Source organism: Cellulomonas jepli, from assembly GCF_047229345.1.
GTDB lineage: Bacteria > Actinomycetota > Actinomycetes > Actinomycetales > Cellulomonadaceae > Cellulomonas_A.
Genome location: NZ_JBFTER010000058.1, coordinates 1 through 14070, shown reverse-complemented (window position 1 = coordinate 14070; position 14070 = coordinate 1). Strand labels below are relative to the sequence as shown.

Genomic DNA, 14070 nt, shown 5'->3' with positions numbered 1-14070 from the left:
GAGTGACCGGTCACCGGGGCCGGGCCTGCGTCAGCGGGCTCGCGCGCCACCGTCGGAGGCGGCTCCGGCGGAGCCGCCGCCCTCGGCCCCGTAGACGCGCAGCAGCTGGGCGACGACCTGCGCCACGTCGGGCAGCTCGGCCGCCCGCGCGGACGCCCCGACCCGCAGCGCCTCGCGACGGTCGTCGTCCGTCAGCACCGTCCGGACCGCCTCCGCGAGCCTCTCCGCGGACCCCACGGGCACCAGCACCGCGGCGTCGCCGGTCACCTCGCGCGTCCCTCCCGCGTCGGTCGCGACGACGGCCGCCCCGACGCGCAGCGCCTCCTGGACCGCGATCGGCTGGCCCTCCCAGACGGCGGTCGAGACGACGACGTCGGCGGCGGCGAGCAGGTCCGGGACGTCCTCGCGCCGGCCCAGGAGCCGGACGGGCAGGTCCTCGTCCCGCACGCGCGCGGCCAGCACACCCTCGAGCGGCCCGTCCCCCGCGACGACCCACACGAGCGCCGGCGTGGACCCGAGGAGCACGGCGGCGTCGAGGAGGGTGTCGAGCCCTTTCTGCGGTGCGAGGCGCGCCACCGTGACCGCGAGCGAGGCACCGTCCGGCACCCCGAGCGCGGCCCGGACGTCCGAGCGCGACCGGGTCGGCGGCGCGGTCGTCGGTGCGGGCACGAGGGCGCGCTCGGCCGCGCGGGCTCCCCGTGCCGAGGCCCGCACGACGAGGTCGCCCGACACCCCGAGCACGACGTCGGCACCCCGGGCCACCACGAGCTCGAGCACGGTCGAGACCGTGCGGACCGCACGCCCGCCGACGGGCAGGTTGTGCAACGTCACGACGGACCTCGGACGGGCCCGGCGCGGCAGCGTCCGCGCGGCGATCACCGCGAGCGCCCCGGCGCGCAGCCCGTGCGCGTGCAGCACGTCGGCGCCGCGCACGAGCCGGCGCAGCTCCCGGACGGCGCGCGCGTCGGCGGCGGGGCGGGGCCGGTCCGCGATCTCGACGGCCCGGAACGCGGCCCGCGTCGTCCCGCCCAGGACGGTGCGCTCGACCGCCGCCGGGCCGACCACCTGCACCTGCAGCGCGCCGGCGCCGCCCTCGGTCTCGGCCTCTGCCAGGGCGGAGGCGATCTGCGCGACGTGGCGAGCGACGCCGCCGGCGCTCGACCCGAGCACCTGGACGATCCGCCGGGTCATACGCCCCTCCCCTGCTCCGGCGCGCTCGCGGGCCGGGCGGCTCGGCCGCCCGCGCCGGCCAGCGAGCGCAGGATGTCGCGGTCGAGCCCGAGCACGACGCTCCCGGCGACCACGAGCGTGACGACGCCGCCACCCGCGCCCGCGCTGAGGGCCGCAGCCGTCCCGTCCCCGACCAGGGCGAGCACGCCGTCGGCCACCAGGCGGCCCACGACCGCGCCGAGCGTGCCCCCGAGGGCGAGCACGAGGAGCGTGCGCGCGACGCCGCGGAGCGCGTCCCGCCCGGCGGCCCGTCGCAGCCCGAGCAGGAGCGCCGCACCCGCGACGAGCATCCCGACCGCGTTGCCGGCCCCGAGCGCGACCAGGGTCGCGGGGGTCTGCGCGTCGGGCACCACGAGCAGGCAGGCGACGAGCGACGCCACGACGACGACGAGCCAGCCGATCACCGCCGCACGCACCGCCGCCCTGCCGCGGTCGAGCGCGTAGAGCGCCCGCGAGACGTGGAACAGCAGCGCGTACCCGAGCAGCCCGGGCGCCATCCAGGTGAGCGCCGGACCCATCGCGACGAGCAGCTCGGGATCACCCTCGGGCGCGACGCCGACGAACAGGCTCGCGACCGCAGGAGCAGCGGCGACGACGGCGGCCGCCCCGAGCCCCGACGCCACCAGCACCGCGCGCGTCGTCTGCGCCGCGAGCCGCGCGAAACCGTCACGGTCGGCGTCGGCCGCGCGCTCGGCCAGGCGCGGGAACGTCGCCGTGGCGAGGGGCACCGCGAGCACCGCGTACGGCAGCACGTAGACGGCCTGCACGTAGAAGAAGACGGCAGGGGTGCCCTGGGGGCCGGTGTTCGCCAGCGCGAGGACCACGAGCACCGCGCCCTGCTGCGCCACGAGCGCGCCGACGCCCGCGAACGCGAGCCGGCGCACGTGAGCGGCGACCCCGTCGGGGAACCGGAGCGTCGGTCGCAGCCGGACGCCGGAGCGCCAGACCGGGACGAACAGCGGCAGGCTCATCGCGACGACGCCGGCCGTGGTCCCCCAGGCGAGCCAGCTCAGCGCCGACTCGGGCACCGCGGCGGGGTCGGTCCCCTCCCCCTCGGACAGCGCCCCGTAGGCGAGGTACGCGACGATCACCACGAGGCTCGACAGGACCGGCACGAACGCCGGCCAGAAGAACCGGCGCTGCGCCTGCAGGACGCCCGCGAGCGTCACGGCGACGCCGTAGAGCGGCACCTGCACCGCGAACACGACGACGAAGAACCGGACGAGGTCCTCCTGGCCGGGGTCGTGGGACAGGTGCACGACGACACTGGCCACGGGCTCGGCCAGGAGCGCGAGGAGGGCACCGAGCGGCACGAGGACGATCAGCACCCAGCCCAGCACCGCCGAGGAGATCCGGTCGACGTCGTCACGCACGCCACGCGCGATCGGCCCCGCCAGCGCCGGTACGAGAGCACCCGCGAGCGCGCCGCCGGCCGCGACCTCGAAGATGACGTTCGGCAGCGCGTTCGCGGACGCGTACGCACCCGCGACCGAGTCCGCGCCGACGTTCGACGCGAGCGCGAACGTGCGCGCGAAACCGAGCAGCCGGCTGACCACCGTGACGACGGCGATCATCGCCGCCGCCCCGGCGAGCCCGCCGACGAGCGCCCGGAGCCGCGGGCTCACGCGCCGGTGCCCTCGACCCGGACGGGAGCCGCCGGGCGCCGTCCCCACGCGTCGACCTCCCGCAGCACGGGCGTGCGCGCGATGACCTCGGTGAAGCTGATCCGCTCGCTCGCGAGCGTCAGGGCCACCAGCGCGGCCAGCACCCCGTACCGGACCGGACGGCCGGCCTCGACGACCACCGCGGTGCCGAGCAGCGCGCCGAGCGCGTTGGCCCCGCCGTCACCGAGCATGTCGCGCTCCGCGAGGTCGGCCTCGAGCCCGGCGCCGGCCGTGCCCAGGACCGCTGCGGCGAGGCCCGCACCGGGACCGCCCGCGAGCGCGATCGGCGCCGCCGTCAGCCCGACGGCCTTGAGGGCACGCCCGGGCCGCAGGTCGAGCAGGTTGACGAGGTTGGCCGAGGCGGCGACGAGCGCACCCGAGGCGAGGACGTCGAGGCCCCAGCCGGCGGCCGAGCGCCGGGAGCCGTCCGCCGCGCGCACCGGCGTCGCGATCGCCGCCGCGAGCACGGCGCCGGCGCCGATGCCGAGCACCTTGAGCCCGCCCGTCGTCACGCGTCCGCGGGCGAGCGCGCCGAGGTGCCCGCGCAGGCCCTTCGTCCGCTCGGTGGTGTCCTCCGTCAGGTCGTCGACGACACCGAAGGACGCCGCCGTGCCGGTCGCGACCGTCGCCGCGAGCGCGCCGCGCACGCTCCCCGCCCCGAGGAGGCCACCGACGAGCGCACCCGCAGCGGCCGCGGGGCCGGCCAGCATGCTCACCGGCTCACCGCGGTGGTTCGTGCGCGTCCAGCGCGCCGTCCCGCCCGGGACCTCGTCCAGCAGGCCGCGAGCCACGAGCGTCGCGCTCGCCGCGCCCGCGGCCCCGAGCACGCGGCGCAGCGGTGCGACCGTCATCCGCCGGTCCCGGCGGCGTTCGGGTCGGCCGGCACCGCCGAGGTCGGCGTGCGGTCGACGGGTGCCAGCACGACCGGCTGCGGCAGCACCGTCTGGCCCTCGCCGAAGCCGTAGTGGCCGTTGGTCCCGCCGATGCGCGCGTTGAGCGCGAGCGCGACCGAGATCTGGCCGGGCGCCTGGTCCGTGCCCGTCACGGTCGTGAGGCGGTCCGCCAGCTCGGGGTCGGCGAGCACCGCGTTCGTCAGCGTCGCGGCGTCCCGCGGGGCGTCCGCCAGCACGGCGCCCTCGGACGCCTCCTGCGCTGCCGCGAGGATCGCGAGCTGCGCGCTCGTCGCGCTCTCCTGCTCCTCGCCCCCGGGCGTCTCAGCCGCCGCGGCAGCCTCGTCGTACGGGCTCACCACGACGATCGCGTCGGCCGCGGTGACGACCGGCTCCGTCACGGCGATGAGGGCCTGGTCGCCCTCGTCGAGCAGGTCGAGCAGCGTCGACGCGGACTCCGACAGCGTGTCCGGGGACGTCGGCGAGGCGCCGGTGAGCCCCTGGGCGAGCGCCTGGGCGAGGATCGCCTCGTCCTGCGCGTCGTCCGCAGGCGCCGGGTCGAGGTACTGCACGAACGTCCCGGCGAGAGCCCGGCGCATGCTGCGCAGCTCCTCGTCCGTCCACACGTCGGTCACCGTCACGTGCGCGGTCAGCGTGGCGCCGGCGTCGTTCAGCGCGGAGTCGATCACCCCGGCGCGCTCCGCGTCGATCTCGCCGAGCGCGACGACGGCGACCCGGCGACCGTCGAGCGTGCCGTCGACGAGCTGCGGTCCGGCGGCGCTGATCCACGCCGTCGAGTTCGCGAGGCGCGCCTGCGACGTCTCGAGCTCGGTGCGCAGCTCGTCCTTCTCGGCGCGCAGCAGCTCGACCTGACCGGTGAGCGTGTCGCCGATGGTCTCCTTGAGCGGTCCGGCGCCCAGGGCGATCCCGACCGCGAGGGCCAGGAACACCGAGATGAGCGAGACGATGTGGTAGCGGAAGTCGATCACGTGAGGATCTCTCGGTTGCAGGCGGGCGGCGTCAGGCTCATTCCTGGGGTTCCCCCACGAGCGAGCCGAGCCACGAGAACAGGTCGTCGAACCGCGCGCCGGCGAGGCCCGCGAGCGTCTGGCCCGCGGCGGTCGACGCGAGCGCGACGGTGAGGGCCAGGAGCCCGGCGAGCACGAGCAGCACGAGCTGCACGTTCGAGATGCGGTGGCGGTACAGGCGCGAGACGCCCTTGGCGTCGACCAGCTTGCCACCGACGCGCAGCCGCGTGAGGAACGTGCTGGCCATGCCCGAGCGGCCCTTGTCGAGGAACTCCACGAGCGTCGCGTGCGTCCCGACCGCGACGATGAGCTCGGCGCCCTTGTCGTCGGCGAGCAGCATGGCGACGTCCTCGCTCGTCCCCGTCGCCGGGAAGACGACGTGCCCCACACCGAGCTGCTCGACGCGCGCGAGCCCCGGTGCGCGCCCGTCGCGGTAGGCGTGCACCACGACCTCCGCCCCGCACCGCAGCGCCCGGTCCGAGACCGAGTCCATGTCGCCGACGATGAGGTCGGGCGTCCACCCCGCGTCGAGGATCGCGTCCGCACCGCCGTCCACCCCGATGAGCACGGGCCGGTACTCGCGGATGTACGGCCGGAGGGTGACCAGGTCCTCCTTGTAGTGGTAGCCGCGCACCACGATGAGGACCTGGCGGCCGTCGATGTCGGTGTCGATGTCGGGCACGCCGACGCCGTCGAGCAGCAGGTCCCGCTCCCGGCGGAGGTAGTCCATGGTGTTCGCGGCGAACGACTCGAGCTGGACGGACAGCCCGGCGCGCGCCTCCTCCATCGCCGCGGCGACGGTCTCCGCGGTCTGCAGCACGCCCTCGGCGACGAGCGTCTCCCCGTCGTAGACCGCGCCGTCGAGCACGCGGACGGCGTGCCCCTCCGTGATCGCCATGACGTCGGGCCCGAGGTCGTCGACGAGCGGGATCCCCGCCTCGAGGAGGATCTCGGGGCCGAGGTTCGGGTAGCGACCCGACGTCGAGCGCGCGGCGTTGAGCACCGCGGCGGGACCGCACGCGACGAGGGCCTCGGCCGAGACGCGGTCGATGTCGAGGTGGTCGATGACCGCGACGTCGCCCGGTCGCAGGCGCTTGGTGAGCGCCTTCGTCCGGGGGTCGACGCGGGCCGGACCGGCGAGGCCGGGCTCGTCAGGCAGGGAGGCGCGCTTGCGCAGGGGGACTCTCATCGCCCGTCATCGTCCCACGCCGGAGAGCTCCAGGAGCTCAGCCGCGTGCGAGCGCGCCACCTCGGAGTCCTCCTGGCCGGAGAGCATGCGGGCGAGCTCGCGGACACGGTCGGCGCCCGTGACGGAACGCACGTCCGACTCGGTGACGACGTCGACCCCGTCGGCGTGCGACTTCGTCACCACGAGGTGCTGGTCCGCGAACGCCGCGACCTGGGCGAGGTGGGTCACGACGAGCACCTGCGAGTCGCGCGCGAGCGCCGCGAGCCGGCGGCCGACCTCGACGGCCGCCTTGCCGCCGACGCCGGCGTCGACCTCGTCGAACACGAAGGTCCCGGGCCGGTGCGCCCCCGAGCCCGGGGACGTCGCGAGCGCGACCTCGATCGCGAGCATCACGCGCGAGAGCTCGCCGCCCGACGCGCCCTTGCCGAGCGGACGCGCAGGCGCGCCGGCGTGCGGCACGAGGAGCATCTCGATCGCGTCGAGCCCGTGCGGCCCGGGCTCGGCCGCGGGCGCGACGTCGACGACGAGCCGGGCACCCGCCATCGCGAGGCCCGCGAGCTCGGTGGACACCGCCTCCGCGAGCACGCCCGCCGCGTCCTGGCGCGCCCGGGTGAGCTGGTCGCCGAGCTCGGCCAGCCGCGCACCCAGGGCGTCCCGCTCCGCCTCGAGCTCCGCGACGCGGTCGTCACCACCCTCGAGCTCGAGCAGCCGCCGCCCGGAGACGTCCGCCCACGCGAGCACCTCGGCGACGTCCGCGCCGTAGCTGCGCGTGAGCGTCCCGAGCTCGGCGCGCCGGCGCTGCGCCGTCTCGAGCCGGGCGGGGTCGGCCTGGAGGTCCTGCACGTACGACGAGAGGTCGGCGGCGGCGTCCGCGATCAGGTAGCCCGCCTCGGCGACGCGGGTCGCGAGGGCGGCGAGCGTCGCGTCGTGCTCGCCGACGTTCTCGAGCAGGCGGCGCGCATGGTCGATCACCGCGCTCGCCGAGCCGTCCGCGGTCGCGTCGTCCTCGCCGACCAGCGCGGTGTGCGCGCCGGACGCGGCCGCGCGCAGGTCCTCGGCGTGCGAGAGCCGCTCGACCTCGGCGGTCAGCTCGACGTCCTCGCCGGGCTGCGGGTCGATCCGCTCGACCTCGCTGAGCCCGAGCCGCAGCAGCTCCGCCTCGCGTGCCCGGTCCTGGCCGCGCTCGACGAGCTCGGCGAGCTCCGCGACGACGGCCTGGCGGGTGTTCCAGGCCTCGCGGTACCGCTCGAGCGTCGCCGCGTGCTCGGGTCCGGCGAACGCGTCGAGCGCGGCGCGCTGGCGTGACGGGGACCGCAGCCGGGCCTGGTCGGCCTGGCCGTGGACGGTCACGAGAGCGTCCGCGAGGTCCGCGAGCACGCCCTGCGGCACCGAGCGGCCACCGAGGAAGGCACGCGAGCGCCCGGACGTCTCGGCGGTCGCCGCGCCGACGGTGCGCAGGACGACGAGCGTCCCGTCGTCATCGGCCTCCGCACCGGCGTCCTCGGCTCGGCGGAGCACGGCGGAGCCCTCCGGCTCGACGATGCGACCCTCGACGGACGCGCTGCGCTGCCCGGTGCGGACGACCGCCGGGTCGGCCTTGCCGCCCAGGAGCAGCGAGAGCCCCGTGAGCACCATCGTCTTGCCCGCGCCCGTCTCACCCGTGAGCACGGTCAGGCCCCGCCCGAGCGTCACGTGCGCGCGCCCGATGACGCCCAGGTTCTCGATCCGGATCTCCTCGAGCACGGTCAGTCCTCGTGTCCGTCGGTGGGGAGGGCTCGGCGCCCTCCGTTCGGCTTCTCGCCGCGCCACCCCTCGACGGGCAGCGCGAACTTGTTCACGAGCCGGTCCGTGAACGGGGCGTGGCTCAGCCGCGCCAGGCGTACCGGCACCGGGCTGCGGCGGACCTCGACGCGCGAGCCCACCGGCAGCTCGGTGCTGCGCCGTCCGTCGCACGTGACGACCCCGCTGGCCGGCGAGCGGCCCAGGATCTCGACGGCGAGCACGCTCGACGGCCCGACGACGAGCGGGCGGGCGAACAGCGCGTGCGCCGACAGCGGCACGAGGATCATGCCGTCGACGTCCGGCCACACGACCGGCCCGCCGGCGGAGAACGCGTGCGCGGTGGAGCCCGTGGCCGTCGCGAGGACCACCCCGTCGCACCCGAAGGACGACAACGGCCGACCGTCGACCTCGATGACGACCTCGAGCATCCGGGCGCGGTCGCTCTTCTCGAGCGCGGCCTCGTTCAGGGCCCAGCCGACGTCCGGCGCGCCTCCGCCCGGGATGTGCACGCGCACGTCGAGGGTCCCGCGCTCCTCGACCGTGTAGGCGCCGTCGGCGAGGCGGCGCACGGCCTCGTCGATGTCCTCGCGCTCGCTCTCGGCCAGGAAGCCGACGTGCCCCAGGTTGACCCCCAGCAACGGCACGCCGGTGCCGCGCGTCAGCTCGGCGGCACGCAGGATCGTCCCGTCGCCGCCGAGGACGACCGCGAGGTCGAGGTCGTCGACGGGCGGCGGGGTGCCGTCGTCGTCCGCGATGACCGGCACGAACCCGGCCGCCTTGAGCGCGCGCACCGCCTCGTCGGTCGCGGCCACCGCCTCGGCCCGACCGCCGTGCGTCACGACGAGGACGCGGCGGGTCACGACGCCGTCCCGTCCGCCGCGAGCACGACGGCCTCGACGCGACGCACGAGCTCGTCGTCGGCCAGCACTCCCCCGATCACGGGCGCGCCGGTCGAACCGACCGCGCTCACCTCGGTCTCGGTCACTGCGATCTCCGTCACCTCGGTCTCGGTCAGCCCGGCCTCGGCCACCCCGGCGTCCGTCGCGCCGGTCTCCGTCACGTCGATCCCCGTCAGCGCGGTACCAGGCACGCCGGTCCCGGCACGCACGGCGCCGGGCACCTCCTCCGCGTGGCCGGGGGCCACGGACGGCCCGCCCGCACGCCGCAGCCACAGGAAGAACTCCACGTTGCCGCTCGGTCCCGGCAGCGGGCTCGCGCACACGTCGACGACACCCAGCCCGAGCGCGACGGCCGCGCGCGCGACCGACAGGACCGCGTCGGTGCGCAGCCCGGCGTCGCGCACGACCCCGCCCGAACCGAGACGCTCCCGACCGACCTCGAACTGCGGCTTGACCATGACGACGAGGTCGGCGCCGTCCGCGGCCACGCTCGCGAGCGCGGGAAGCACGAGCGTGAGCGAGATGAAGGAGAGATCGGCGACCACGAGCTCGGGTGACGGTCCCAGGTCCGCGGGCACGAGGTTGCGGACGTTCACGCCCTCCCGCGACTCGACCCGCGGGTCGGCGCGCAGCGCCTCGACGAGCTGACCGTGCCCGACGTCGACGGCCACGACCCGGCGCGCGCCGTGCCGCAGCAGCACGTCCGTGAACCCGCCCGTGCTCGCCCCGGCGTCGAGGCACAGCCGGCCGGCGACGCGCAGCCCGACGGGCACCCAGCGGTCGAGGGCACCGGCGAGCTTGTGGCCTGCACGCGAGGCGTAGCCCGGGTCGTCGTCCTGGACCACGGTCACCACCTGCTCGGCCCGCAGTCCGGTGGCGCTGCGGGAGGTCGCGACGCCGTCCACGGCGACCCGGCCGGCGGCGATCAGCTCGCCCGCGTGCCGGCGCGAGCGGGCCAGCCCGCGACGCACCAGCTCGGTGTCCAGACGTGCGGTCGCCACGCTCATCCCTCGGTGTCCGCGAGGCGGTCCTGCAGCGCGGTGTGCACGCCGTCGAAGACCGCCACGTGCTCGCGCAGCGGCAGCGCGTCGAGCGTCGCGAGGAGCGTGAGCGCCTCGTCGACCGCGTGGTCACCGGTCCCGTGCTCGGACGCCATGTCCTCGACCTCGCGCGAGCCCACGGACGTCGGCGCGACCCGGACGCTGGCGGGTGTCGGCCGCGAGGGGCCGGGCACGGCCACCGCTGCCACGCCTTGCTCGACGACGGGCGCCGCGCCCTGCCCGGCGGGCACCGGAGCGGACGGCAGCGGCACCGCGCGCGTCGTGTCGACGTGCTCGTCCATGTCCGTCCTCCCGTCGTCGTCGGACCGCGTCGGCCGACGCGCCACCCGGACCGGGGACACGCTACCTTCCGGCGCTGACCTCGCCCGGTTCTCCCACACCCAGCTCGGGGACGGAGCTCGGGTCGAGCGCGAGGCCCGCGTCGACGGCGTCCCACGCGGCCGCGCACGCCGCACGGACGAGGTCCACCCCATCCTCTCCCGACCCCTCGGCGCGGTGCAGGTCGAGACGCCCGTCGACGACGCGCGCTGCAGCACCCCGGCAGACCCACCAGCCCTCGGCCGAGCGCTCAGGGAGCGGGTGCGGCTCGAGGAGCGAGAGGAGGTCGGCGCCGATGAAGTGCGGGCGCTCGCCCGGGGCCGCCAGGACGTCGTCCCGCGCGGAGCTCACGCCGGTCAGGACGTGCAGCCCGGGGATGTCGCCCGCACGCGCGCCGGCCAGGTCGGTGTCGAGGCGGTCGCCGATGACGAGCGGCGACGTCGCGCCGGCCCGGCCGATCGCCATGCGGTACATGTCCGGCGACGGCTTCCCCGCGCTGTCGGGCATGACCCCGGTCGCCGCGCGCACCGCGCCCACGAGCGAGCCGTTGCCGGGCGCGAAGCCACGCGCGGTCGGCAGGCTCAGGTCGAGGTTGCTGGCGACGTGCCACGCGCCGCGCTGCACCGCGTAGGCCGCCTCGGCGAGCTGCGCCCACCCGAGCTCGGGCGCGAACCCCTGCGCCACGGCATCGGGCTCGTCGTCCGCGGACTCCACGACCGTGTAACCAGCGGCCGTCACCGCGGTGACCAGGCCTGCGCCACCGACGACGAGGACCTTCGCGCCCTGCGGCAGCCGCGTCCGCAGCATCTCCGCCGCGGCCTGCGCCGCGGTCATGACCTCGGCAGGACCGGCCGGGATCCCGAGGCCCGTGAGCTGCTCGGCCACGGACTCCGGCTCGCGCGACGCGTTGTTCGTCACGAAGACGAGCCGCATCCCACGCGCCCGCGCACCGGCCAGGCCGTCCGCCGCGCCGGCGATCGGCTCGTGCCCGCGGTACGCGACCCCGTCGAGGTCCACGAGCGCCAGGTCGTGCGCCTCCGCGAGGGGGACGTCGCAGCCCAGCAGCCCGCGGCTCACGCGTCGCCCTCGCGCTCGCGCTGCTCCGTGCCCTCGGCGGCGCCTGCGCCCTCCAGGTCGCCACCGGCGTCACCGGACCGCTCGTCCGCGGCGAGGACGTCGTCCTGCACCTCGTGCTCGAGCGCGTCGCCCTCTCGGACCGCACCCACCCCGGCACCCTGCACGTCGTCCTCCGAAGCGTCCTGCAGCTCCGCCACCGCGTCCGCTTCCCCGTTCCGCACGTCCGGCTCGGCGTCCGCAGCCGAGTCACGTTCCGCCCCCGGGATCTCCGCGTCGAGCTCCGACGCGGCGTCCGCAGCGGTGTCGGTCTCGTCACCGTCCGGCACCTGCTCGTCCTCGTCGAGGTCGAAGACGACGACGTCATCCTCCTCCTCCGCCGCGCCCGACGCCTCGTCGAGCTGCGACTGCGAGTAGCCCGCGAGCACGTCGCGCGCGTCGTCCGCGCGTCCGGCCGCCTCGTACGCCGCGGCGAGCGCCTGGGCGACCCGGACCGCGACGACCCCGGTCGTGTCCCGCACCGCCGGGGCACGCAGCACGGCGATCGCCGCCTCCGGCTCGCCGAGGTCGAGACGCGCGCCGCTGACGACGATCGCGAGCTCGACGGACTCCGCCGGCGACAGGCCCTCGGCCTCGGGGCTCGACGCCAGGGTGAGCGCCCGCTCCGGACGCCCGAGACCACGCTCGCAGTCGGCCATCACGGCCAGGTGCTCCGACGAGCCGTTGAGCCGGCGCACCGTCCGCAGCTCGCGCAGCGCCTCGGCGAACCGACCCGTGCGGTAGGCCGCCAGACCGGCCGCCTCCCGCACGACGTCGACGCGACCGGCGCGGCGCACTGCTGCCTGGGCGTGCTCGTACGCGAGCTCGGGGTCGGAGTCGAGGAGGCGCCCGGTCATGACCAGGTGCAGCCCGACGTTCTCCGCGTTCTCCTTGCTGAGCGTGCGCAGCCGCGCCCGGACGGCACGGTCGAGGTCCGAGAAGGCGATGTCCTCGGGCAGCTCGGGCGCGGCGACGCGCTCGGGCTGCGGCGGACGGGTCGCGCGACGGTCGTCGTCACCGAACCGGCTCGACGACTCGTCCCCGCGACTCCACGAGCCTGCAGGACGTGACGGCCCGCCACCCGGACGCCCGGGCCGGTCGCCGCCCGGGCGGTCGGACCGCACGCCGGCGGGACGCGACGTCCGGTCCGTCGACGGGCGAACGGGACGGCCGGTACCCGGACGGTCACGGTCACCACTGCCCGGCCGGTCGGCGAACCGGGAACCTCGCTCGGCGCCGGCCCCGTACGAGGGTCGGTCACCGGACGACGGACGGTCCCCGCGCGACGAGTACGGACGCTCACCCGTGGGCCGCTGCCCACGGTCGCCGGAGCCGGCACGGTCGCCGAACCGCGGACGGTCCTCGGACCGGGCACGGTCGCCGGCCGGTGCGCTGCCGCCTGCCGGCCGGTCGCCCGCCGCACGCGCCGCGCGGTCGTCGGAGCCGTACCGGGCGTTGCGCGACGGGAAGCCCTCGCGCGGTCCCCCCCGCTGCTCGCGATCGCTGCGCGCGTCGCGCGGCGCGTAGCCCGCGCCGTCGGGCCGTCCACCGCGCTGACCGGAGCCCGACGAGGTGCCCGACGGTCGCCCGCCCCACCCCTCGCCCGAGCGACGGTCTCGCTCGCCACCGCCGGACGCAGGCCGCTGCGCGTACGGACGGGCCTCCGTGCGGTCCGCGCGCTGACCCGAGCCGCCGTACGACGGACGGTCACCGGCGGAACGCTGAGGCGCACCGGTCCGCTCGTCGCGCGGTCGGTCGTGGGGACGGTCACCGCCACGGGGGTAGCTCCCGCCTGCCCCCTGCCCGAACGACCGGCGGTCGCCGTGCTGCGGGCGGTCGGGACGGCTGCCTGCGACACGCGGAGCCCCACCCGCTGCCGCTCCGGACGAGCGCGGCCCGGACGCACGCGGCGGCCGGGTCTCCTCGCCACGAGCCGGCCGAGCCTCCCCGCGCGGGGACCACGAGCGCTCACCCGCGACCCGGTCCGGGCGGCCGTACCGTTCGGCCGACCCACCCTGCGCGCCTGGACGACCGGGACCGCGCGGGCCGTCGCCGGCTCGGTACGAACGCGGGGCGTCCGATCGCTCCGCCGTGGAGCGGCGGTCACGGTCGCCCGAGCCGCGCCATGCAGGTGCGCCCTCACGAGACGCGCCCTCTCGGGATGGACGTTCGAAGGACCGCCCGCCAGCACCACTCGTGGCGCTGCGCTGCTCCCAGGAGCGACCGGTCCCTCCGGGCGCCCGCGATGACGAGTCGGTCCGGCGGCTGCCGGCCGCCGACCCTGACCGCGACGAACGGTCGACGTTGTACGGGCGCTCCGGTCGCCCGGCCGAGGGACCGGACGGCCGCTCGCCGCGTGCCCCGGCGCCGGCGCCACCGCGCGAGTCCCTCGCAGCGCCTCCCGAGGCCCTGCCCCCGGCACCCGTTCCACCGCCGGATCGGGTGCCGAACGCACGGTCGCCACCGGTCGGGCCGGACCCGCTCCCCTGGGGTCGCTGAGCTCCGCGCGCACCGGAGCGGTCTCGGTCCGAGCCTCGGCTGCGATCGTCGCTGTTCATCTATGGACTTCCCCTCATCGGACTGCAGACGCTCATGATCGCACCCGCGGCGCGACCGGAACCACATAGCTGCTCCGGCGTCCACCGACCGCCGCGCTCTCCCTGGGGGCACGGTCGCCGGCTGCGCCCGGACGCATGGCCCGGTCCTGCCCGTGCGCCTTCACGGCAGCGGACGGGCGCTTCGGGCCATACAACTCTCCAGACATCCAGCCTTGGACCCACAGCACTTTTGGTATGCAGTTATGGGCATACAGCTTCTGGGCATACAGAAAGAGCCACCCCGGATGGGGTGGCTCTTTCTGAATGGTGTCCGGCGGCGACCTACTCTCCCACACCCT

The 14070-nt window shown here is 76.6% G+C and carries 11 protein-coding genes; all 11 read right to left on the bottom strand.

Going from position 1 to position 14070, the window contains the following annotated elements; all coding sequences use genetic code 11:
• Positions 1 to 30: 30 nt before the first annotated feature.
• Positions 31 to 1191: a glycosyltransferase family 4 protein gene (locus AB6N24_RS14000; protein ID WP_412870003.1), complete on the bottom strand. Its 1161-nt coding sequence runs from the start codon at positions 1189 to 1191 to the stop codon at positions 31 to 33.
• Entirely contained in the window at positions 1188 to 2855 is a 1668-nt protein-coding gene (gene murJ / locus AB6N24_RS13995) for a murein biosynthesis integral membrane protein MurJ (protein ID WP_412870002.1), read from the bottom strand. The genes AB6N24_RS14000 and murJ overlap by 4 nt, the downstream gene beginning before the upstream one ends.
• Positions 2852 to 3745, bottom strand: a complete 894-nt coding sequence (locus AB6N24_RS13990) for a hypothetical protein (RefSeq protein ID WP_412870001.1) — start codon at positions 3743 to 3745, stop codon at positions 2852 to 2854. The genes murJ and AB6N24_RS13990 overlap by 4 nt, the downstream gene beginning before the upstream one ends.
• Positions 3742 to 4773 carry a copper transporter gene (locus AB6N24_RS13985; protein WP_412870000.1) on the bottom strand — a complete coding sequence of 344 codons (1032 nt, stop codon included), beginning with the start codon at positions 4771 to 4773 and terminating at the stop codon, positions 3742 to 3744. Before AB6N24_RS13985 ends, AB6N24_RS13990 begins: the two co-directional genes overlap by 4 nt.
• Before the next feature lie 37 nt (positions 4774 to 4810).
• Positions 4811 to 6001, bottom strand: a complete 1191-nt coding sequence (gene steA, locus AB6N24_RS13980) for a putative cytokinetic ring protein SteA (protein WP_412869999.1) — start codon at positions 5999 to 6001, stop codon at positions 4811 to 4813.
• A 6-nt stretch (positions 6002 to 6007) separates the two neighbouring features.
• Positions 6008 to 7744, bottom strand: coding sequence for a DNA repair protein RecN (gene recN, locus AB6N24_RS13975; protein ID WP_412869998.1), 1737 nt, complete (start codon positions 7742 to 7744; stop codon positions 6008 to 6010).
• Positions 7745 to 7746: 2 nt separating this feature from the next.
• A complete protein-coding gene (locus tag AB6N24_RS13970) occupies positions 7747 to 8643 on the bottom strand; it encodes an NAD kinase (protein WP_412869997.1) in 897 nt (298 codons plus the stop codon).
• Positions 8640 to 9683, bottom strand: a complete 1044-nt coding sequence (locus AB6N24_RS13965; RefSeq protein ID WP_412869996.1) for a TlyA family RNA methyltransferase — start codon at positions 9681 to 9683, stop codon at positions 8640 to 8642. The genes AB6N24_RS13970 and AB6N24_RS13965 overlap by 4 nt, the downstream gene beginning before the upstream one ends.
• A gap of 2 nt (positions 9684 to 9685) precedes the next feature.
• Positions 9686 to 10024, bottom strand: coding sequence for a hypothetical protein (locus AB6N24_RS13960; protein WP_412869995.1), 339 nt, complete (start codon positions 10022 to 10024; stop codon positions 9686 to 9688).
• Positions 10025 to 10085: 61 nt separating this feature from the next.
• Positions 10086 to 11138 carry an HAD-IIA family hydrolase gene (locus AB6N24_RS13955; RefSeq protein ID WP_412869994.1) on the bottom strand — a complete coding sequence of 351 codons (1053 nt, stop codon included), beginning with the start codon at positions 11136 to 11138 and terminating at the stop codon, positions 10086 to 10088.
• Positions 11135 to 12298 (bottom strand): tetratricopeptide repeat protein, encoded by a 1164-nt coding sequence (locus AB6N24_RS13950; RefSeq protein WP_412869993.1) that lies wholly within the window; start codon positions 12296 to 12298, stop codon positions 11135 to 11137. The genes AB6N24_RS13955 and AB6N24_RS13950 overlap by 4 nt, the downstream gene beginning before the upstream one ends.
• Positions 12299 to 14070 lie beyond the last annotated feature (1772 nt).